A 21,770-nucleotide genomic window follows, 5' to 3' on the forward strand; every position below is an offset into this window, starting at 1 on the left:
TTTTATTTTTGGTTTACAAGTGATTTTATGACACCTGACGATCTCGCTTTTGACCGTGACCATATCTGGCACCCTTACACCTCCATGAGTCAGCCGCTTCCCTGCTATCCAGTGGTGGCTGCGGCGGGTACCTCCCTTCAGCTGGCGGATAGCCGTCAGCTGGTAGACGGTATGTCCTCATGGTGGGCTGCGATCCACGGCTACAATCATCCGCGCCTGAATCAGGCGTTACAGGCGCAGATGGCGGAGATGTCCCATGTGATGTTTGGCGGCATCACTCACCCGGCGGCAGTAGCGCTGTGCCGCCGCCTGGTGGCGATGACCCCATCGCAGCTGGAATGTGTATTCCTCGCCGATTCAGGATCGGTAGCCGTTGAAGTGTCGATGAAAATGGCATTGCAGTACTGGCAGGCGAAAGGTGAAAAGCGTCAACGTTTCCTCACCCTGCGCAATGGCTATCACGGTGATACTTTTGCCGCGATGTCAGTGTGCGACCCGCAAAACTCGATGCACAGCCTGTATCAGGGCTATTTGCCGGAGCATCTGTTCGCTCCTGCCCCACCGCGTTTCGATCAGCCCTGGCAAGAACAGGACGCCGACGCGCTCGAACAGCTGATCGTTGAGCATCATCAGCAGCTGGCGGCGGTGATCCTCGAACCAATCGTGCAGGGGGCTGGCGGGATGCGCTTTTACCATCCGCGCTATCTGCACCGGGTACGCGAACTGTGTGACCGTTATCAGCTACTGCTGATTGCCGATGAGATCGCCACCGGGTTTGGTCGCACCGGCAGACTGTTTGCCTGCGAACATGCGGCTATCAGCCCGGATATTCTCTGCGTGGGTAAAGCTCTGACCGGTGGCACCATGACACTATCTGCCACCCTGACTACCCGCACGGTGGCTGACACTATCAGTAACGGCGCGGCGGGGTGTTTTATGCATGGCCCAACGTTTATGGGTAATCCGCTGGCCTGCGCCGTCGCGGCGGAGAGCCTCGCCATCCTGCAAGAGAACCACTGGCAGACACAGGTGATGGACATTGAGCGACAGCTGCATACGGCATTAATGCCGTTGAGCTCACAGCCTGAAGTAGCTGACGTACGGGTACTGGGGGCGATTGGGGTGGTGGAGACGCACAGGCCGGTGAATATGGCGGCGATGCAGGCGTTCTTTGTTGAACAGGGCGTGTGGATACGCCCCTTCGGGCGGCTGATTTATCTGATGCCCCCCTATGTCATTAGCCCACAGGCGCTGGCAAGGTTAACCGATGCAGTAAGTGCAGCCGTAGCACATCCAGCCCTGTTTAATTCTCAGTAATGAAGGCTGTCTCCAGGCAGCGGCAGGCTTGATGGGCTACGCTTTTACCAGGTTTTGCGCGGCTTACTGCCGCAAAAAGGAGCTAATATGCCACAAGACAAACATACCAATCGTCGGCTGCTGCTGGCATCCCGCCCGCACGGCGCGCCAACTGAAGCGAATTTCCGCCTGGAATCACAGCACGTTCCTGAACCTGCCGCCGGACAGGTGCTGCTGCGTACCGTCTGGCTGTCTCTTGATCCTTACATGCGCGGGCGTATGAGCGATGCCCCTTCCTATGTCCCTCCGGTCGCCATCAATGAGGTGATGTGTGGCGGAACGGTGTCGGTGGTCGAGCGTTCTGAACACGCAGATTTTGCCGCCGGTGACTGGGTTCTCGGCTACAGCGGCTGGCAGGACTTTGCTCTCTCAAACGGCGAAGAGCTGGTTAAACTCAGCGGCCCGGTACTGAAGCATCCATCCTGGGCGCTGGGGATGCTGGGGATGCCTGGCTTCACCGCCTATATGGGGCTGCTGGATATCGGTAACCCGCAGGCGGGTGAAACCGTGGTGGTTGCCGCAGCAACCGGGGCAGTCGGCTCCCTCGTCGGTCAGATTGCCAAACTCAAGGGCTGCCATGTGGTGGGGATTGCGGGCGGTGCGGAGAAATGCCGCTATGCCGAAGAGGTGCTGGGCTTTGACCGTTGTCTTGATCACCGCGATGACAACCTGGCCGAACAACTTAGCCGCCACTGTGCCGATGGGATTGACGTCTATTTCGAAAGCGTTGGCGGCAAAGTATTTAATGCCGTGCTGCCGCTGATGAATACCAAAGGCCGTATTCCGGTTTGTGGTTTGATTGCCGATTACAACAGCACCGGAGAGCGTTCCGGCCCTGACCGCCTGCCGCAGTTGCAAAGTGCGATTTTGCGTAAACGCCTGCGCGTTCAGGGTTTTATTATCACCCAGGATTATGGCCATCGTTTTGAAGAGTTCTTTACTCAGATGAGCAAATGGGTAGCTGAAGGGCGGCTGGTATTCCGTGAAGATATTATCGACGGGCTGGATAATGCGCCGGAAGCATTCATCGGCATGCTTGAAGGTAAAAACTTCGGCAAGGTCGTGGTTCGTGTAGCAGGAGACAAACCGTCATGAAGATATTAATGGTCTTAACTTCACACGACAAGCTGGGTGACACCGGGCGTAAAACCGGTTTCTGGCTGGAAGAGTTTGTCGCGCCCTATTATGTGTTTCGTGATGCTGGCATAAACGTGGTGGTGGCTTCTCCCGCTGGTGGTCAGCCGCCACTCGATCCGGTGAGTGACGAGCCGGATGCGCAGACCCGTGACACGGAGCGCTTTCGTAGCGATCTGGTGGCACAACAGGCGCTGGCACATACCCAGCGCCTGGACGCGATTGACGCCAGCCAGTTTGATGCGGTGTTTTATCCCGGCGGTCATGGCCCGCTATGGGATCTGGCCGAGGATGCCAACAGCATTCAGCTGATTGAAACGCTGTTTGCCAATGGTAAGCCTGTCGGTACCGTCTGCCATGCGCCTGGGGTTTTGCGTCATGCCAAAAAGCCCGACGGTACGCCGATTGTGGCGGGTAAACGGGTGACAGGTTTTACCAACAGTGAAGAAGCCGCCGTTGGCCTGACGGATGTGGTACCTTTTCTGGTTGAGGATGAGCTGAAAAAGCTGGGCGGTCAGTTTGAGCATACCGATGACTGGGGTGTGTACGTGCTGACCGATGGCCATCTGGTCACCGGGCAAAATCCGGCTTCGTCCGCAGCGGCAGCTGAAGAGCTGCTGAAGCTTTTGCATGAATAATACGATGTTAAATATAAAGAATTGAGATTAGAAAGATGCAGCCTCCCGGGCCAGGTGAATCGTCACAGGTTTAACCAAAATCATTGGGGTTGCATCAAGGCGACAAGAGAACAGGTCCCGGTGAGCTTACTCAGGTAAGTGATTCGGGCGCGTGAGCGCAGTCAACACAGATGCAGCCTCAGGGTTGAAGGTGAATCGTCACAGGTTTAACCAAAATCATTGGGGTTGCATCAAGGCGACAAGAGAACATGTCCCGGTGAGCTTACTCAGGTAAATGATTCGGGCGCGTGAGCGCAGTCAACACAGATGCAGCCTCCTGGGTGAAGGTTTAACCAAAATCATTGGGGTTGCATCAAGGCGACAAGAGAACAAGTCCCGATGAGCTTACTCAGGTAAGTGATTCGGGCGCGTGAGCGCAGTCAACACAGATGCAGCCTCCTGGGTGAAGGTTTAACCAAAATCATTGGGGTTGCATCAAGGCGACAAGAGAACAAGTCCCGATGAGCTTACTCAGGTAAGTGATTCGGGCGCGTGAGCGCAGTCAACACAGATGCAGCCTCAAGGATGAAGGTTAAAGGAGAGTAAATGAAACTAGTAAGTGACAACTTCAACAACGGCGATAAATTGCCGGAGCGCCAGGTACTGAATGCCATGGGTTACCATGGTGACAATTTGTCGCCGCATCTGGCCTGGGACGATGTGCCCGCTGGAACGAAAAGTTTTGTGGTGACCTGTTATGACCCTGATGCTCCTACCGGTTCTGGCTGGTGGCACTGGGTGGTGGCTAACTTACCTGCGGATACCCGAGAGCTTGCAGAGGGTGCCGGCTCCGGTAAGGCTGACCTGCCAGCAGGATCGTTACAGACGCGTACTGACTTTGGCAGTGCTGGCTATGGCGGCGCTGCGCCACCTGAAGGCGAATCACACCGCTACATCTTCACGGTGCATGCTCTTGACGTTGAAACACTGGACGTTGATGAGAATGCCAGCGGTGCACTGGTTGGTTTTAACGTGCATTTCCATTCGCTGGGCAATGCATCAATTACGGCGATGTACTCTTAATTCGCCTGGTATACTGCGTTTTCACGGGCAGGGCACAATCAGCGCCCTGCTCTTTTATCGGGGCAGTTGCTGGGTGTGGTTTCATATCATCAAAACAGAGACGATCGTATTTCCCTTCTGATTTATACCCATCATCGCAATCCCATACTATTACCGTATAGCTGCCGTTTTCATTAAGGCTGGTAAAAAAAAGGTCGACCTGATTTCAGGCCAACCTTGTTATTAATCTCTATTATTCAGGCAAGATTAATCCAGCTGATGTACCACCACCCACATCGGGCCCTGGCCTACCGCATAGCGCGCCAGCGGCTGAAGCAGACCACGTTCGGCGGTGATTTTATACACCTCGATATGGTGGGACTTCTGCCCGGCTGCGATCAGATACTGACCGCTGTTATCGATATTAAAGCCGCGTGGCTGGGTTTCCGTTGGCTGATGGCCTTCAACGGTCAAGGTTGCACCATCGGCGCTGATGCTGAACGCGGTAATGATACTGGCAGTGCGGTCGCAGCTATAGAGATGACGCCCATCCGGAGTGATATGAATATCGGCCGCCCAGCGAGTATCGCTGAAACCTTCCGGCATCATATCCACGCTTTGTACTTTCTCAACATCGCCGGTGGTTAAATCCCACACGTCCACGGTACTGTCCAGCTCATTCACGCAGTAAACATAACGCTGGTTCGGGTGGAATGCCATATGGCGCGGCCCGGCACCCGCAGTGGTTTTCAGCTCCGGCTGCGCACATGGCGTCAGTTCACCGCTGTCCGACAGGCTGAACAGTGCAATACGATCCTGCTTAAGGGCAGGAACAAACAGCGTCTGATTGGTCAGGTCAATATTAGCGGAGTGGCAGCCATCCAGACCTTTTACAATCTGTGTTGGCGCACCCGGCAGGCCATCAGCACCAATCGGGCTGACGCTGACGAAAGCATCGTTGTAAGAACCAACAAAGATAAAACGACCCAGACGGTCGGTAGAGATATGTGTCGGGCTACCGGTAAGAGGCGCATGACCCGCTTCTTTCAGTTTACCTTCAGCATCAATGCGGTAAGCAACTACGCGGAAATCCGGGCGCACCCCCACATACAGAAACTTTTTGTCCGGGCTAACCACCATGGGCTGCACCTGGCCAGGCGCATCCACTACCTGTAGCAGTGTCAGTGCGCCGTCATGATTCAGCTGCCAGGCGTGAATCTGATGGCTCTCAGGGCTGGCGGTATAAACAACTTGTTTCATGAATGCTCCTTGTTCTGAACGGGAAATCGGTTGACGTGCATATTGTGGCTGGCGTCACAGGGTGTACACTTACTGGCTTCTTTTAAGCCATGGGAATTGTTATGAGCTATCGCATTATCGCCCTCGATCTGGACGGCACGCTGTTAACCCCTACCAAAACCATACTGCCAGAATCACTGGACGCGCTTCAAAAAGCGCAGCAGGCAGGCATAAAGATTCTGATTGTGACCGGTCGCCATCATGTAGCCATCCATCCTTTTTATCAGGCACTGGCGCTGGATACACCTGCAATTTGCTGTAACGGCACTTACTTGTATGATTATCAGGCAAAAAAAGTCTTACAGAGTGATCCCTTGCCTAAAGAGCAGGCGCTGCGCGTAATTGAGATGCTCGACACAGCAGGAATTCACGGCCTGCTTTACGTCGATGATGCAATGCTGTACCAGGCCGAAACAGGCCATGTGACGCGCACCATCAACTGGGGTCTGACGCTGCCAGAAGCCCAGCGCCCAACATTTCTACATGTTGACAGCCTGGCAGACGCAGCAAGAAATGCGCACTCCATCTGGAAATTTGCTCTGTCTCATGCAGACACCGCTGCGCTGCAACAGTTCGCAGAAAAAGTCGAAGCGGAGATGGGACTGGCCTGTGAATGGTCCTGGCATGACCAGGTTGATATTGCTAAAGCGGGCAATAGCAAAGGCAAACGTCTGGCCGAGTGGGTTGAATCACAAGGTTTTTCTATGGAGCAGGTTATCGCGTTTGGTGATAATTTTAACGATCTAAGCATGTTGAAAAGTGCTGGATTAGGTGTGGCTATGGGAAATGCCGTTGAGGAAGTGAAAGCTTGTGCCGATTTGGTTATAAGTAATAATACCGAATCGGGAATTGCTGAAATAGTAAATAAATATTGCGTCAGCATTCCCACATAAAAAACGGACTATTCCAGGTTAAGTTATAACGGCTCAACTCGTTGATCTGAGCCGATATTAATTAACCATCATAAACTCGCATTAGAAAGATTTTTCTTCTAATCTGATAATTCCCAAGCCATTGAATAATTTCTAAAGAGATGTATATCCCCACAAGGTTTAATAAGAAAAACCCACGTGGGGCTTCCTTCGCTTTCAGCAGCCATAACCAATTGTATTTACACGCCTCTTCACACATGGCTAATATACGTTTCAGGCCATCTGATTAAGTTAGAAAAACCCCAGTAAAATTTAATTAAAGCATGCGATTATAAAGCTATTAAAAAAGCCGCTTTCGCGACGTCTGTGAAGTTGTTGTTATATATCAGAGGATTAAAGAAGATCTATTGGTTCAAGTCCTCTTTTAACTCGGTCTTGGTTATATAAGTCCCCTCGATGTAAATTTGCACTTCTGTAAATATCATCGACAGATAACCATATATCATCAACAGATTCAGAGAGGCGGAATCCGACTGAAATAAGTAACTTTCTATTCTTTGAAAATTCGTCATAATCACATGAAACAGCAATGTAATCAGGGATAGAGTTTGCAACAATAGAATACTGCCCCTCCGTATCTAATCGCACTATTGGTGCTTGGCTTAATGTAGTATTTTCAGGCCCACGCCATAGCCCAACATATCCTTCAACGTCTCGACCAATCCAGCTAATTAAATCATTAGTTTCTTTCATCGCTTTAATATTTGCTAATATATCAGGATCAGCCAAATCTCGTTCATTAAGATAACTAAAATCAGAAGGTTCATCCCAAACAGGATCATCAACAAACTCCAGATCCAAATAATTGATCAATTCTTTTAACTTATCCATGTTGTTACGTAAACGATTTATATCCGGTGTCATTTTCTTCTCTCTGATTATTAATATTTCCAAATCAATCTTAAATATTTCAACCATTATATATATGTTTAATATAATGATTGAAGCGCCCACTTAAAGAACGTCTATTTTTTACTACCAACGAAGTTCGGATGTCGGCAAAAATGTTAATTTTTCAACCATCTCATTTTCGTCATATCGAATTTGTAAGGTTATAGGGATATGAAAGCCTTCAAGAGAGTATCTTTCCGTCATGCCAAATGATAATCCCGCAACTACCTTTGGGGGCAGGATTTTATCAGGCTCGGAAAGAGTTTCATGGACCCAATCGCGAGACATTTTCTCTTCTAATGGTGAGGGCAATTCGTTTGGGAATACCCAATTTTTAGCCTTACTATTCTGAATTCGTAATGTTACCTCTTTCAGAACTTGACCTTCGCGAGCGAATGATAAAAAGACTCCCTCCTTTGCCAAATCCAGGCTTATTACAGGAGAGCCAGGAGCCCCTTGAGGTTTTGTTTGATATGTTATTAATCCAGTTTTAACAAGATCAGGATAAGCCTTCCCAAGGCTACGAATCAATGTTTCTACGTGTATAGTCATTTTTTGTATAACCCCATGCTCTCGTTCAATTGGTGCATTTTCTCTCTGGCAGCTTCTAGTTGCTCCTCAGTCACACCATGTTCTTTCAATGCTGGTTTAATTGTATCTAAGTTTCTATTTACAGCAAATTTCAAGCCTTGAGCATCGCGAATTACTTGCTGGCGATCATTTCTACCGCCAAATGTTTCACTAATTTTTCTATGGACTTCTTTAGGAACAACGATCGCGGCTACTCGACTTGTAAGAATTTTAATATCATCATTATCCAGATCGGGATAATTAAGCCGATAAAATTCCTCCACAGCAGCCCTCGAAGGCATATGATCAGCCTCATACTTGCCCTGCCGTGAACGCCCTTTAAAATCACTATAAAGCTTAACTTCCAACAACTCGACCGGGGACTTACTGAGGTAGATGTAGATCGGCGGATGTATATTCCCCGGAAACACCAGAATGTAATCCCGAAAATCCTTTTCTTCCGGCACAGGCGTTGTGGTGATAGTTACGCCCTGAATATCGGGATGTTCAAGCCCCGGAATCGTTACAGTACCCGCTTGTGGACTGTTGTTACCTGTATTCCAGCTATCTTGCGATCCCGGCGTGCTTGCTGGTGTCCAGGTAATTAATGGCTTATTGCTTCGCTCATCGCCCCAAAATTCATAGCTACCGTCCATTTGCTTTTCAAGCAGTCGGACACGTACTTGATCGCGTCCACTGGCAGCACTTGTATGATAGCCAACAGCTCTCAATCGCCCGGTTTCATCGTCGGTAATCCAGTTATAGCGTACCCGGGTTGGTACGGTTCCCTTGCTGTGAGCGACTTCCAGTAACTTTTCAGGGGTTAGCAGATCGCTCTTGTCGCCCTTGAGTTTTGACTGAGCAATCGCCCCCATAACAACAAACGGCAAATTCATCGCAAGCGAACCGCTCCAGACTCCCGGGCCTGAAAGGTGTTTCATCGTATGGGTAAGGGCTTTGGCTGCGTCCTGATTCGCTTTTGCTGTAGCACCTCCCGCTGCTGCTGCCATTCCAGCTTCTGCTGAACCGCCCATAACAACCGGAGGCGGGGGAAGTGGCATTGCTTCAGCTTCACCAAAGAAGAAACCTGTTACTTTATCGAAAAGTGATTTTTTCTTCGGTGGCTCTGGTGGCGGCGGTGAAGTTTTCTTCTTCTTCGCGGCCTGGGCGTGCTGTTCTGGCTCAGGGGCTGGCTGCGATGGTCTGGACTGATAGAAACTCATCTCACCAACGTTGTCCTGTGGCTCGTCTTCTGTTCCAGCATCAGTATTACCCGTACCGCGAAGTGCTGATTTAGCAAAAACAGGTACAACAGCCGTTGCCACCAGGCTTGCTATAGCAGGAACAATATTTTTATTATTACCCGATGAGCTACCTGAAGTCCTGCTTCCCTCACTACGTGATTCATATTTCATAGCAGGGAATTTCGCAACGATGAATTTCGCCTGGCAAGGGCAGCTACTAAAGCTATCAAGCGTTCCTGCTATCAGCTTTATAGAATTACCCTCAGTATCTTTCATGAAGCTAATCCCGCCAATAATCCTGTATATGCCTTCATGTTTTCCACAAGTTACAGGATCGCCCATCCGCGCAACAGGTCGTGAATGAGATCTACGATTAGGATTCCCGCCAATAATCGTCCCTCCGCATGTGGTTTTATCGTTAAGGCAGAGGATGTATCCAATCGCCATGGCTATCCTTCCTCCCAAAAGCTGAACCCTTTTCCTTCAGAGGCCACAACGTACTGCCACATGTCTGTTTTTATAGCCATACCAGCATTTATTCCTTACATCCATATAATATCGAAGGCTTCCCCTCATGAATCAAATTGATATAGTATGCATAATATTCAAGAATCGACTTAACTTAAATCAACATGGATACAAAAACACCACAAATAGCAAGTAAACTTATTCCAGGAAAAAGGACAATAAAAAAGGTCGCTTTCGCGGCCTTATATTTTATGCCAGTAAACACACTCATTGAGAGCGACTAAATACCATGTACGCTGGTTGACTGAATATAACAGTGAGCGACCTCATGAGTCCCTGAATAACCTGATGCCGGAAGAATACCGGCTGATGGCTGAGAAACCGGAAATTTCAACAAGTGCGTGGCCGCTAACGGTTACCAGATGAGCGATGTTATCGCCTTTGGGGATAACTACAATGACCTCAGCATGCTGGAAACCGTGGGCCTTGGCGTGGCAATGGGCAACGCCGATGAGGCGATTAAAGCACGGGCAAAACGTGTTATTGGCACCAATCTGGAACCCGGCATTGCAGAAATAATATACCGTGAAGTGCTGTAATCAGGTGGTGATCGATACGCTTTTGATTTGAGCAAATAACCACATATTCGGCTTTATCATCAGCTCATCGCGGGCCCAGGGCGTTATACGCGCCCACAGCTCGCTTTGCCCCACCAGCAGCTTCACTTCCACCTGATTGTCGATCTCCAGCAGTTCAGATACCTGAGCCGGAATAACGTTACGGATGCTGCTGTTAACCGGCGGCTTCAGCACCAGCGATACGTCCGCCGCCTGAATACGGATACGTAGCGGTGTACCCTGCGGCAAATCTACCCGGTTTACCCAGATATGCTGATCGCCAAGGGAGAGCGCCGTCATCTGATAATGGGGATGCTGCTCCAGCACCTGAACGCGCAAAATACTGCTCTGGTCACTACGCGGCAGCCAGGGGCGCATGGCGCTGCTGGCCCAGACTCTCTCCAGCGCACCAAAAGCCTTCACTTTCCCCTGATCGAGCACCATCACGTTATCCGCCAGATGCAGCAGTTCATCCAGGCTGTGGCTGACATAGAGGATCGGCGTTGCCACCTGGCGCGCCAGGGTTTGCAGCCAGGCAAGCAGCTCACGCTTGCGCGGCAGATCAAGCGAGGCCAGCGGTTCATCCATCAGCAAAATATCCGGCGCAGTCAGCAGCGCCCGGCCAATAGCTACCCGCTGTTTTTCACCGCCGGAAAGCGACCAGGGAAAACGATCAAGTAGCGATTCCAGCCCCAGCAGCTGCACCAGAGTATCAAACTGCGGCCGCATACTTTTCGCCATACCGTATTCCAGATTGCCGCGCACCCGGTAATGCGGGAACAGCCGCGCATCCTGAAATACATAGCCAATACGCCGCAGTTCCGGCGGCAGCCAGATTCCCGTTGCGGTATCACTAAGCACGCGCTCTTTAAGCGTAATGCTGCCCTGCTGAGGCACACTCAGCCCGCCGATCGCATTGATCAGCGAGGTTTTCCCGGCACCAGAAACGCCAAAAATTGCCGTGACGCCGCTGGCAGGTATATTGGCCTTCACTGTCAGGGTATGGTCGCCCTGCTGTTGGGTAAAATCGAGAATCAGCATCAGAAACCTAAACGCTTACGACCCCAGCGGGTCAACCATTCGGAAAGGAGCAGAGAAACCAGCGCCAGCAGGATGGCAATCACGCATAAGCGCGCGGTCGCCCCTTCTGCCCCCGGCGTTTCAATCAGCGTATACATCGCTGAAGGTAGCGTTCGGGTCTCCCCCGGTATATTTGATACAAAGGTAATGGTCGCGCCGAACTCCCCCAGCGATCGGGCAAAGCCCAGCACCGTGCCGGCAATTATTCCCGGCAGAGTCAGCGGCAGAGTAATGGTGAAAAATACCCGCCAGCGCCCCGCTCCAAGGGTTCGCGCCGCCTGCTCCAGTTTGGTATCCACCGCTTCCAGAGCGAGGCGAATTGCCCGCACCATCAACGGAAAGGCAATCACCGCCGAGGCGAGCGCCGCACCGCGCCAGCTAAAGGCAAAGCTGAAACCAAACCAGTCATAGAGATATTCGCCAATAAAACCGCGACGCCCGAAACCCAGCAGCAGCAAATAGCCCACCACTACCGGCGGCAGCACCAGCGGCAGATGGATAATACTGTCGAGCAGGGTTTTTCCGGGAAACTGGCGGCGCACCAGCAGCCAGGCCACGAGGATCCCAAATGGCAGGCTACAGGCAACCGCAACCATGGATACTTTCAGGCTTAACGCCACCGCCTGCCATTCAGGGTCGCTTAAAAACATGCTTTAACCTTTATCACCTTCGCTTGTTAAACTTCAGCTATATCAGCTGCATCAGCTGCGCCGACTCTCCCGGTCACTTACCTGAGTAAGTTCCCGGGGATCTCCTTATTTGCTGCCCTGACGCCGTATTTGATTATTAGTGACGCCTGGCAGCAAACCGCATTTATAACGGTGCAAATCCATACTGTTTAAATACAGCGGCAGCTTCCGGCCCTTTCAGATAGTTATAAAAGGCTTTTACGCTGGCGTTGTTGTGATCTTTAACGATAGCCAGCGGATACTCCACTGGTTTATGGCTCTCTTTCGGGAAAATACCCACCACCGTCACTTTTTTACTGGCAACGGCGTCGGAACCGTACACAATGCCGTATGGCGTTTCGTCTCGCTCTACCAGCGCCAGCGCGGCGCGTACGCTATTACTGCGTGCCATCACCGGGGAAAGTTGCTCCCATGCACCGAGATTCTGCAACGCTTCTTTAGCATAAATCCCCGCCGGAACATGATCCGGATCGCCAACCGCCAGACGCTGGCCTTTGAGCAGGCTTTTCCAGTCGGTATTTTTATTGATACTGACTGCCTGTGGCTTACTGGCCGCTGGCGCCACCAGCACCAGATCGTTACCCAAAAGGGTAACACGGCTGCCGCTGTCGATGGTGTTCTTGTCGCTGGCGTAATCCATCCATTGCTGATCGGCAGAGATAAACAGATCTGCCGGTGCCCCCTGCTCAATCTGACGTGCCAGCGTAGATGAGGAGGCAAATGAAGAGACAATCTTCACCTCTTTGCCCTTCTCATACTGGCTGGCAATATCCTGCAACGCATTGGTCAGGGAGGCCGCAGCGAACACAGTAATATTCTCTGCACCAACAGCCGGACCAGTCACGCTCAGGCTAACGGCCGCTGCTGCCAGCCAGTGATTCCATTTTACAGACATGCTTATCTCTCCAGTGGGTTCGTTATGTACTGAATAATATAACGATACACTGGGAGCTGTAACCGTAATTATCGGCATTAGCGGAGGGAAGTTTAGGCAATGGCAGAAACGAAGATGCCCGGTATAACGTAACCGGGCATCCTGAAAGGCATGAAGGTGAGATTTACTGGCTGATACGATTTTTCTTCGCGGGCTGGTCATCATTGTGACCAAATTTGGAAATAACGTTAAATACTTCGCCCAGGCCCCAGATCAGCCCGAGAATAATCGCCATAACGACCGGTACCATAAGAATGGCTTCGACCAGGGCCAACAGTAACTCCAGCATAGGAACCTCATCTTACTCACATAAAAAAACCATTGTAGCGATAGATGCTCAGAAAGCACTGACCTTTTGTGCCTTAGTGCGCAATTTATTCTCCGTGCACTGATAGAATCAGCGCATAACATTTTTTTCCCCGTTCCGGAGTTCCTATGCAGGCCGATATTTCCCTGATCCTGAAGCTGCAACAGCGGCTGTTTGCCGACCCACGCCGCATTGAACTGCTGCGTCAGGTGAAAGAGAGTGGATCGATTAGCCAGGGCGCAAAACTGGCGGGTATCAGCTACAAAAGCGCCTGGGATGCGATTAACGAGATGAACCAGCTGGCAGATCGTACGCTGGTAGAGCGAGCCACCGGAGGTAAAGGCGGCGGCGGTGCGCTGGTGACCTCTTACGGCGAACGCCTGATACAGCTGTATGAGCTGCTGGAGCAGATTCAGCAAAAAGCATTCGATGTGCTGCAGGATGATGCACCTCTCGGCAGTCTGTTAGGGGCTATCGCACGTTTTTCACTGCAAACCAGCGCACGAAATCAGCTGTATGGCACGATTGTTACCCGCGATGACCGCCCGGTGCAGCAGCACGTTATGGTGCAGCTGGCCGATGGTCAGACTCAAATCAAGGTAGCATTGACGGAAGTGAGCGCTAACCGCCTGCAGCTGACCAGTGGTAAAGAGGTGCTGGTGCTGATTAAAGCGCCGTGGATTGACATCACCAGCGGCAGCGCGTATTCCGATAATCAGCTGCCTGGCACTATCAGCCAGATTGAACAGGGCGACAGCCACAGCGAAGTGCTGATTTCCGTTGGCGGCGGCGAAACCCTGTGTGCTACCGTTGATAATCAACATATTGTGCAGCAAAAACTCCAGCCGGGCACGGCAGTGACCGCCTGTTTCAATGCCGATCGCGTCATCATTGCCACGCTGCTCTGAACATGAAATGGAAATGATAATGTCAACATTACTGCAAATTACCCAGGGCATTTTTCGCCTGAGCGATACCCGCACGCTTAATCTGCATGACCTGACCCTGACCTCCGGTGAAAGCTGGGCGTTTGTGGGAGCTAACGGCAGCGGTAAATCCTCACTGGCCCGCGCACTCTCAGGCGAACTTCCGCCGTCCAGAGGTAGCGTCAACAGCCAGTTTCAGCGCACTACCCGCCTGTCACTGGAGCAGCTGCAAAAACTGGTGGCAGAGGAATGGCAGCGTAATAATACCGACCTGCTCAGTGCCGATGAAGATGATACCGGCCTCACTGCGGGTGAAATCATTCAGGAAGCAGTGCGCGATACCGTTCGCTGCCAGCAGCTGGCCGCACAGTTTGGTATTGAGCACCTGCTGTCCCGCCGCTTTAAATATCTCTCTACCGGGGAAACCCGCAAAACGCTGCTCTGCCAGGCACTGATGGCACAGCCGGATCTGCTGATCCTTGATGAGCCTTTTGACGGGCTGGATGTGGCCTCGCGCGCTAATCTCGCCAGCGTGCTCGGCGGCCTGCAACGGCAGGGTTTAACTCTGGTGCTGGTGCTGAACCGCTTTGATGATATTCCTGATTTTATCGATCGGGTGGGTGTGCTGGCAGAATGTACCCTGACTCACACCGGAGAGCGCAAGGCCATCCTTGCTGAAGCGCTGGTAGCGCAGCTGGCTCACAGCGAACAGCTGGCGGGTATGACGCTGCCGGAAGCCGATGATATCAATGCGATTCCCGCGCTGGCGGATAATGCTCCGCTGATTACGCTGCGCGACGGCTTGGTGTCATACAACGATCGGCCGATCCTGCATCATCTTAGCTGGCAGGTGGAGCGCGGTCAGCACTGGCAGATTACCGGCCCTAACGGCGCGGGGAAATCAACGCTGCTTAGTCTGGTCACCGGCGACCACCCTCAGGGGTATAGCAACGACCTGACGCTGTTTGGCCGCCGCCGTGGCAGCGGAGAAACCATCTGGGATATTAAACAACATATTGGCTATGTCAGCAGCAGCCTGCACCTCGACTACCGGGTCAGCAGCAGCGTACGTAACGTCGTGATCTCCGGCTATTTCGATTCTATTGGGATTTATCAGGCGGTATCCGATCGTCAGCAGGCGCTGGCAAAACAGTGGCTGGCGCTGCTGGGGATGAGCGGTGCCGTGGCCGACTCTCCGTTTCACGATCTCTCCTGGGGCCAGCAGCGACTGGTGCTGATCGCCCGTGCGCTGGTTAAACATCCGGCACTGCTGATCCTTGATGAACCGCTGCAGGGGCTGGATCCGATCAACCGCCTGCTGGTGCGCCGCTTTATTGATGTACTGATTGGGGAAGGACGTACCCAGCTGCTGTTTGTATCGCACCACGCGGAAGATGCTCCACAGTGCATTACCCATCGCCTGAGTTTTGTCCCTGAAGGTGACGGCTATGGCTACCAGCAGGAAGCTCTTCACTAAAGGGCTGCCAATATTGACGGAGGCCATCTGCAAAGGTGGCCCCTGAGTTAGCGTCAGGCGGCTGTTTGCCCTTAAGTGTAAGCGCTACCATTATTTCCCCCTTCCTGCCCGCCCCATATGTTTAACCTCGCTACTTTTATTGACACTTCGGAATATTCAGCTTGTGTAAACGATTCCATTTATACAGACTTGATCACGCTTTCCGCATCAACATTGTGCTATTTTTCTCTGTAGTTCAAAAATGCATAACACAGGTTATCAGGACTCAACATGCAGAAATTTAATCCGGTCGATCACCCTCATCGCCGTTATAACCCGCTGTCCGATCAGTGGATTTTAGTTTCCCCTCACCGTGCCAAACGACCGTGGCAGGGTGCGCAGGAAACACCGTCGCAGGAAAAACTGCCTGCACACGACCCCGACTGTTTCCTCTGCCCGGGGAATACCCGTGTTACCGGGGATAAAAATCCTGAATACACCAGCACTTACGTTTTTACTAACGACTTTGCTGCGCTGATGACGGATACCCCGGATGCGCCTGAAAGCGACGATATTCTGATGCGCTGCGGTAGCGCTCGTGGCACCAGCCGGGTGATCTGTTTTTCTCCGGATCACAGTAAAACCCTGCCAGAGCTATCACTGGATGGTCTGGTCGATGTGGTGAAAACCTGGCAGGAGCAGACGTCAGATCTCGGTCAGCACTATCCCTGGGTGCAGGTCTTCGAGAACAAGGGCGCGGCAATGGGCTGCTCCAACCCGCATCCGCACGGACAGATCTGGGCTAACAGCTTCCTGCCGAATGAAGCAAAGCGCGAAGACGATCTGCAACGAGCTTATTTTGCGAAACACGCTTCACCGATGCTGGTTGACTACACCGCACGTGAGCTGCACGACGGCAGCCGTACTGTGGTGGAAACCGAGCACTGGCTCGCCGTGGTGCCCTGGTGGGCTGCCTGGCCGTTTGAAACGCTGCTGCTGCCAAAAGCCCACGTTAAGCGTCTGCCCGATCTGAGTGACGCACAGCGCACCGATCTGGCGCTGGCGCTGAAGAAGCTCACCAGTCGCTATGACAATTTGTTCCAGTGCTCCTTCCCATACTCCATGGGCTGGCACGGCGCGCCATTCAATGACGATGCCAACGACCACTGGCAGCTGCATGCACATTTCTATCCACCGCTGCTGCGTTCAGCGACGGTGCGTAAATTTATGGTCGGCTATGAAATGCTGGCTGAAACCCAACGCGACTTAACGGCCGAGCAGGCAGCAGAGCGTCTGCGCGCCGTCAGCGATATTCATTTCCGTGAAACCGGAGCACAACCATGAGTTTACAGACCGCTACCCAACAGATTTTTAATACTGCCTTCGGCTACGCCCCAACCCATACGCTTCAGGCTCCGGGCCGCGTAAATCTGATCGGTGAACACACCGACTATAACGACGGTTTTGTACTGCCCTGCGCCATTGACTATCAGACGGTGATCGCCTGCGCAAAACGCAGTGACCGTCAGGTACGGGTTATTGCCGCCGACTATGACAATCAGCAGGATATCTTCTCGCTGGATGAAGAGATTGTCAGCCATCCCGATCAGATGTGGTCTAACTATGTGCGCGGCGTGGTGAAACATCTGCTGAAGCGTGCGCCAGGCTTTGCCGGTGCGGATCTGGTGATCAGCGGCAACGTGCCGCAGGGTGCCGGGTTGAGCTCTTCGGCGTCGCTGGAAGTGGCGGTAGGTACCGTGTTCAAGCACCTGTACCAGCTGCCGCTGGATGGTGCCGCGATTGCGGTCAACGGTCAGGAAGCAGAGAACCAGTTTGTCGGCTGTAACTGCGGCATTATGGATCAGCTGATTTCAGCGCTGGGTGAGAAAGATCACGCCATGCTGCTCGACTGCCGCACTCTTGGTACGCGTCCGGTGCCGATGCCGGCCGATATCGCCGTGGTCATTATCAACTCCAACTTCCGCCGCAGTCTGGTGGGCAGCGAATACAATACGCGCCGTCAGCAGTGTGAAGCCGGAGCGCAGTTCTTCGGAAAAACGTCGCTGCGTGATGTGGAACTGAGTCAGTTTACCGCGCAGCAGGATGCACTTGATCCGCTGGTAGCGAAGCGTGTGCGCCACGTGTTGACGGAAAATGCACGTACGCTGGAGGCCGCTGATGTACTGGCCCGTGGCGATCTGGCACGCATGGCCGTACTGATGGCCGAGTCGCACGCCTCAATGCGTGACGATTTTGAAATTACCGTACCGCCTATCGATCAGCTGGTTGAAATTGTTAAAGCTACTCTCGGCGAGCGTGGCGGCGTGCGGATGACCGGCGGCGGCTTTGGCGGCTGCATCGTCGCGCTGATGCCGTTTGAACTGGTTGATGAAGTGAAAGCAGCTGTCGCAGAACAATATGAGGCGCAGTCCGGTATTAAAGAGACTTTCTACGTCTGTAAAGCCTCAGCGGGAGCGGGCGTATGCTAAAACCTGACTCACACGCGCCAGACGGGCAGCCCTGGCGCATCACCACCCTGCGCAATAAAAACGGCATGGTGGTCACTTTTATGGACTGGGGCGCGACCTGGCTCTCTGCTCGCGTACCAATGGGCGATGGTCATGTGCGTGAGGCGCTGCTCGGCTGCGCCACACCTTCCGACTACCTGCAACAGAGCGCCTACTTAGGTGCAACGGTTGGCCGCTACGCCAACCGCATTGCTCAGGCACAGCTACAACGCGATGGTCAGTCTGTTACTCTCAGCGCCAACCAGGGGAAACATCAGCTACACGGTGGCCCTGATGGCTTCAACAGTCGCCGCTGGCAGATTGTCAGCCAAAGCGACAGTGAAGTGGAGTATCGCCTGAACTCTCCCGATGGCGACCAGGGGTTCCCGGGCGCACTACAGGTGACGCTGCGCTACCATCTTGACGACAGCAATACGCTGTCGATCAGCTATGACGCCACTGTGGATAAAGCCTGTCCGGTGAATCTGACCAACCATGCTTATTTTAATCTGGATGCAGAACATGGCGATGCGCGTGAGCATCACCTGCTGCTGAACGCCGACCACTATCTGCCGGTAGACAGCGAAGGCATCCCCAATGCCCCGTTAAAAGCAGTCGATGGCACCAGCTTTGATTTCCGCCAGGCGAAATCCATCATGCAGGATTTTATGCAGGACGACGATCAGCGGGTGGTAAAAGGTTACGACCACGCGTTTCTGTTAAACAGCGGAGCAGAACAACCGGCAGCAACCCTGTGGTCTGCTGATGGCAAATTGCAGCTAAATGTGTTTACCAGCGCACCGGCATTACAGCTTTATAGCGGGAATTATCTGGAAGGCACCCCGGCACGTGAACAAGGGGTCTATACTGCTTTCCAGGGCATTGCGCTGGAGAGCGAGTTTTTACCCGACTCGCCGAATCATCCTGAATGGCCTCAGCCCGACTGCTGGCTGCAACCAGGTGAATCGTATCAGTCGATAACTCGTTACCAACTGACTCCGGTTTGATAAAGCGCATGAAAATCGCGCATCGCGAGCGTTACGGACTTACGCGCTGCGCAGAATTCAGCTATGGTAATGCACATTAAAATTGCCGTGTGGTTGTTTCCGGCAGTTTCCAGTCACCATTATCATAGAAACGTAAAGTTATTAAGGAGTTAAGCTATGGCTGTAACTAAGCTGGTTCTGGTACGTCACGGCGAAAGCCAGTGGAACAATGAAAACCGTTTCACCGGTTGGTATGACGTTGATCTGTCAGACAAAGGCCGCACCGAGGCGAAAGCCGCCGGTCAGCTGCTGAAGAAAGAAGGCTTCACCTTCGATTTCGCTTACACTTCTGTGCTGAAACGTGCCATCCACACTCTGTGGAACATCCTGGATGAAGTGGATCAGGTGTGGCTGCCGGTTGAAAAAACCTGGCGCCTGAACGAACGTCACTACGGTGCGTTGCAGGGTCTGGATAAAGCTGAAACCGCACAAAAATACGGTGACGAGCAGGTTAAGCAGTGGCGTCGCGGTTTTGCCGTTACCCCACCAGAGCTGGATCGTGCTGATGAGCGCTTCCCTGGCCACGACCCACGCTATGCGTCACTGACCGCTGAACAGCTGCCAACCACCGAAAGCCTGGCGCTGACCATCGATCGTGTGCTGCCTTACTGGAACGAAACCATTCTGCCACGCATGAAAAGCGGCGAGAAAGTGATCATCGCTGCACACGGTAACTCACTGCGTGCACTGGTGAAATACCTGGACAACATGAGTGAAGAAGAGATCCTCGAACTGAACATCCCAACCGGCGTGCCGCTGGTATATGAGTTCGATGAAAACTTCAAACCAATCAAACACTACTATCTGGGTGATGCCGACGAGATTGCTGCGAAAGCCGCTGCCGTTGCTAACCAGGGCAAAGCGAAGTAAGTTTTTCGCTGATAAAAAAACCCGCCATCAGGCGGGTTTTTTATGCGCGTTGTGCCATCAGCCGCGACGCGTTTTCACTGCATCAGCCAGCTGGCGCAGCACGGTTTCTGTATCTTCCCAGCCAATGCAGGCATCGGTAACACTTTTGCCGTACACCAGTGGTTCACCGCTCTCCAGGCTCTGATTACCTTCTACCAGATGACTTTCGATCATCACCCCGATAATGGCACGATCGCCGCCAGCAATCTGCTGCGCCACATCCGCCGAAACGTCCAGCTGCTTTTTATACTGCTTGCTGCTGTTGGCATGGCTGAAGTCGATCATAATCTGCGGTTCAAGACCGGCCTTTTCCAACCCGGTTTTCACCGCGCTGACGTGGTGCGCACTGTAATTCGGCTCTTTGCCACCGCGCAGAATAATATGGCAGTCTTCATTACCGGTAGTCTCAACAATCGCTGAATGGCCATATTTAGTCACCGACAGGAAGCAGTGCGGTGCACTGGCCGCGCCGATAGCGTCAATCGCCACTTTAATGGTGCCATCGGTACCATTTTTAAAACCTACCGGGCACGAGAGGCCGGAAGAGAGTTCACGGTGCACCTGAGATTCCGTAGTACGCGCACCGATAGCGCCCCAACTCATCAGGTCAGCCACATACTGCGGGGTGATCATATCCAGGAACTCACCTGCCGCTGGCAGGCCGCTGTCGTTGATCTCCAGCAGCAGCTGTCGCGCAATGCGCAGACCGTCGTTAATCTGGAAGCTGCCATCCATATGCGGATCGTTGATCAGCCCTTTCCAGCCCACGGTAGTGCGCGGCTTTTCAAAATAGACTCGCATCACCACTTCCAGCGAATCTTTCAGCTCATCACGCAGTGTCAGCAGGCGGGAGGCGTACTCTTTAGCCGCCGCTGTATCGTGAATGGAGCAGGGGCCAATCACCACCAGCAGACGATCGTCCTGCTTTTTAAGAATATGATGAATTGCCTGGCGGGCCTGAGCAACGGTATTGGCCGCTTTGTCCGTGGCAGGGAATTTTTCAAATAACGCAACTGGAGGTAAAAGTTCTTTTATCTCTTTGATTCTTAAGTCATCGTTCTGATAATTCATAATATTTCCAGGTAATTTTATTGCCGTACTGCACACCAGGCGCATCGCCTTCAATCTATCGCGACTGCCCTGCCCTGTAAATCGTCTTAAGTCAGTAATACGCCGCTCAAATTTGATTTCTCCGCGATGCATACTACACTTTTAAACGTTATCTCTTGCATTAAAAGCATTTGTACCACTTACGATTTCTCCCTGACAGGTTTGCAGGATTTTATTCTGAACATAATAAAATGCCTTAATTCGTCGAAACGAGTGATTAGGTCAGGCAACATTCAATAATTAACGGAGCATAATGATGAATAAGTTTGCAATCGTACTTCTGACAGCGGCAATGACTCTGGGTAGCGGTGCAGCAATGGCTGCCGGAAATGGCGCGTCAAACGCTGCGGCGGACGCGGGCGCTATCGCCCCTGGCGCACATAAGAATATCGCCCCAAATCATGTCAGCAATGACAAGATCAATACTGACGGCACCGGCACTCATAAAGATATGAAAAACCATAATGGTATGAGTGCGGATGAAGTGAATAAAAACGCGCAGTGTAAAGATGGTAAATGCCCGGACATCAACAGCAAAGTTGGCTCCGATGCAGACACCAAAACTGACGGTACTTCTCAGTAACCCGTCACAATAACGGATTTACCAGAAGGAGAG

21 protein-coding genes and 3 pseudogenes are annotated in these 21,770 nt (G+C 52.3%); 14 read left to right on the plus strand and 10 right to left on the minus strand.

All coding sequences use genetic code 11. From position 1 onward, the window contains the following. The first annotated feature begins 27 nt into the window (after positions 1 to 27). The 4 genes from bioA (at position 28) to GN242_RS14360 (ending at position 4,190) form a co-directional block, all read left to right on the plus strand. The gene (gene bioA / locus GN242_RS14345) at positions 28 to 1,317 is read left to right on the plus strand and encodes an adenosylmethionine--8-amino-7-oxononanoate transaminase (protein ID WP_154752072.1); all 1,290 of its coding nucleotides are present in this window, start codon (positions 28 to 30) and stop codon (positions 1,315 to 1,317) included. Positions 1,318 to 1,404: 87 nt separating this feature from the next. Beyond that, complete coding sequence (curA, locus tag GN242_RS14350) at positions 1,405 to 2,451, plus strand: NADPH-dependent curcumin/dihydrocurcumin reductase (RefSeq protein WP_154752073.1); 1,047 nt, start codon at positions 1,405 to 1,407, stop codon at positions 2,449 to 2,451. Then, on the plus strand, positions 2,448 to 3,128 hold the full coding sequence (locus tag GN242_RS14355; protein WP_154752074.1) for a type 1 glutamine amidotransferase domain-containing protein: 681 nt from the start codon (positions 2,448 to 2,450) through the stop codon (positions 3,126 to 3,128). Before curA ends, GN242_RS14355 begins: the two co-directional genes overlap by 4 nt. A gap of 585 nt (positions 3,129 to 3,713) precedes the next feature. Next, positions 3,714 to 4,190: a kinase inhibitor gene (locus GN242_RS14360; RefSeq protein WP_154752075.1), complete on the plus strand. Its 477-nt coding sequence runs from the start codon at positions 3,714 to 3,716 to the stop codon at positions 4,188 to 4,190. A 53-nt stretch (positions 4,191 to 4,243) separates the two neighbouring features. Here GN242_RS14360 and GN242_RS14365 read toward each other — a convergent pair. Continuing rightward, positions 4,244 to 4,359, minus strand: a pseudogene (locus GN242_RS14365) (DUF943 family protein); the annotation flags it as partial. Positions 4,360 to 4,436: 77 nt separating this feature from the next. Continuing rightward, on the minus strand, positions 4,437 to 5,429 hold the full coding sequence (gene pgl, locus GN242_RS14370) for a 6-phosphogluconolactonase (protein ID WP_154752076.1): 993 nt from the start codon (positions 5,427 to 5,429) through the stop codon (positions 4,437 to 4,439). Positions 5,430 to 5,530: 101 nt separating this feature from the next. On the opposite strand from pgl, the gene GN242_RS14375 reads away from it, so the two are divergent. Next, positions 5,531 to 6,361 carry a pyridoxal phosphatase gene (locus tag GN242_RS14375; protein WP_156287713.1) on the plus strand — a complete coding sequence of 277 codons (831 nt, stop codon included), beginning with the start codon at positions 5,531 to 5,533 and terminating at the stop codon, positions 6,359 to 6,361. A 372-nt stretch (positions 6,362 to 6,733) separates the two neighbouring features. Here GN242_RS14375 and GN242_RS14380 read toward each other — a convergent pair whose 3' ends face one another. The 3 genes from GN242_RS14380 to GN242_RS14390 are packed head-to-tail and all read right to left on the minus strand — an operon-like array spanning position 6,734 to position 9,552. Next, entirely contained in the window at positions 6,734 to 7,354 is a 621-nt protein-coding gene (locus GN242_RS14380; RefSeq protein WP_156287714.1) for a hypothetical protein, read from the minus strand. 21 nt (positions 7,355 to 7,375) lie between these two features. Beyond that, positions 7,376 to 7,843, minus strand: coding sequence for a DUF6392 family protein (locus GN242_RS14385; protein ID WP_156287715.1), 468 nt, complete (start codon positions 7,841 to 7,843; stop codon positions 7,376 to 7,378). Then, positions 7,840 to 9,552: an S-type pyocin domain-containing protein gene (locus GN242_RS14390; RefSeq protein ID WP_231617101.1), complete on the minus strand. Its 1,713-nt coding sequence runs from the start codon at positions 9,550 to 9,552 to the stop codon at positions 7,840 to 7,842. Before GN242_RS14390 ends, GN242_RS14385 begins: the two co-directional genes overlap by 4 nt. A 315-nt stretch (positions 9,553 to 9,867) precedes the next feature. On the opposite strand from GN242_RS14390, the pseudogene GN242_RS14395 reads away from it, so the two are divergent. After that, positions 9,868 to 9,999, plus strand: a pseudogene (locus tag GN242_RS14395) (integrase core domain-containing protein); the annotation flags it as partial. Next, positions 9,975 to 10,172, plus strand: a pseudogene (locus tag GN242_RS14400) (HAD hydrolase family protein); the annotation flags it as partial. The pseudogenes GN242_RS14395 and GN242_RS14400, both read left to right, overlap by 25 nt. On the opposite strand, the gene modC reads toward GN242_RS14400, so the two are convergent. The 4 genes from modC to GN242_RS14420 form a co-directional block, all read right to left on the minus strand. Continuing rightward, positions 10,173 to 11,231, minus strand: a complete 1,059-nt coding sequence (gene modC / locus GN242_RS14405; RefSeq protein WP_156287717.1) for a molybdenum ABC transporter ATP-binding protein ModC — start codon at positions 11,229 to 11,231, stop codon at positions 10,173 to 10,175. It lies immediately after the preceding pseudogene. Next, entirely contained in the window at positions 11,231 to 11,920 is a 690-nt protein-coding gene (gene modB, locus GN242_RS14410) for a molybdate ABC transporter permease subunit (RefSeq protein WP_156287718.1), read from the minus strand. Before modB ends, modC begins: the two co-directional genes overlap by 1 nt. A 163-nt stretch (positions 11,921 to 12,083) precedes the next feature. Next, positions 12,084 to 12,854 carry a molybdate ABC transporter substrate-binding protein gene (gene modA, locus GN242_RS14415; RefSeq protein ID WP_154752080.1) on the minus strand — a complete coding sequence of 257 codons (771 nt, stop codon included), beginning with the start codon at positions 12,852 to 12,854 and terminating at the stop codon, positions 12,084 to 12,086. Between the two features lie 163 nt (positions 12,855 to 13,017). Then, positions 13,018 to 13,182, minus strand: a complete 165-nt coding sequence (locus GN242_RS14420; RefSeq protein ID WP_154752081.1) for an AcrZ family multidrug efflux pump-associated protein — start codon at positions 13,180 to 13,182, stop codon at positions 13,018 to 13,020. A 146-nt stretch (positions 13,183 to 13,328) separates the two neighbouring features. Between GN242_RS14420 and modE the strand changes: the two genes are divergently transcribed. From modE to gpmA, 6 genes are all read left to right on the plus strand, one after another. Then, the gene (modE, locus tag GN242_RS14425) at positions 13,329 to 14,108 is read left to right on the plus strand and encodes a molybdenum-dependent transcriptional regulator (RefSeq protein ID WP_156287719.1); all 780 of its coding nucleotides are present in this window, start codon (positions 13,329 to 13,331) and stop codon (positions 14,106 to 14,108) included. Positions 14,109 to 14,127: 19 nt separating this feature from the next. Next, on the plus strand, positions 14,128 to 15,603 hold the full coding sequence (gene modF, locus GN242_RS14430) for a molybdate ABC transporter ATP-binding protein ModF (protein WP_156287720.1): 1,476 nt from the start codon (positions 14,128 to 14,130) through the stop codon (positions 15,601 to 15,603). Positions 15,604 to 15,873: 270 nt separating this feature from the next. Beyond that, positions 15,874 to 16,926: a galactose-1-phosphate uridylyltransferase gene (gene galT / locus GN242_RS14435; protein ID WP_156287721.1), complete on the plus strand. Its 1,053-nt coding sequence runs from the start codon at positions 15,874 to 15,876 to the stop codon at positions 16,924 to 16,926. Next, entirely contained in the window at positions 16,923 to 18,071 is a 1,149-nt protein-coding gene (gene galK / locus GN242_RS14440) for a galactokinase (RefSeq protein WP_154752085.1), read from the plus strand. Before galT ends, galK begins: the two co-directional genes overlap by 4 nt. Then, positions 18,065 to 19,096, plus strand: a complete 1,032-nt coding sequence (gene galM, locus GN242_RS14445) for a galactose-1-epimerase (protein WP_154752086.1) — start codon at positions 18,065 to 18,067, stop codon at positions 19,094 to 19,096. The genes galK and galM overlap by 7 nt, the downstream gene beginning before the upstream one ends. Before the next feature lie 156 nt (positions 19,097 to 19,252). Then, positions 19,253 to 20,005 carry a 2,3-diphosphoglycerate-dependent phosphoglycerate mutase gene (gene gpmA, locus GN242_RS14450; RefSeq protein ID WP_154752087.1) on the plus strand — a complete coding sequence of 251 codons (753 nt, stop codon included), beginning with the start codon at positions 19,253 to 19,255 and terminating at the stop codon, positions 20,003 to 20,005. 57 nt (positions 20,006 to 20,062) lie between these two features. On the opposite strand, the gene aroG is transcribed toward gpmA, so the two are convergent. Continuing rightward, positions 20,063 to 21,115 (minus strand): 3-deoxy-7-phosphoheptulonate synthase AroG, encoded by a 1,053-nt coding sequence (gene aroG, locus GN242_RS14455; RefSeq protein ID WP_154752088.1) that lies wholly within the window; start codon positions 21,113 to 21,115, stop codon positions 20,063 to 20,065. A gap of 292 nt (positions 21,116 to 21,407) precedes the next feature. Between aroG and GN242_RS14460 the strand changes: the two genes are divergently transcribed. Then, a complete protein-coding gene (locus GN242_RS14460; RefSeq protein WP_156287722.1) occupies positions 21,408 to 21,737 on the plus strand; it encodes a protein YbgS in 330 nt (109 codons plus the stop codon). Positions 21,738 to 21,770 lie beyond the last annotated feature (33 nt).

The organism is Erwinia sorbitola (assembly GCF_009738185.1).
Classification (GTDB): Bacteria; Pseudomonadota; Gammaproteobacteria; order Enterobacterales; family Enterobacteriaceae; genus Erwinia; species Erwinia sorbitola.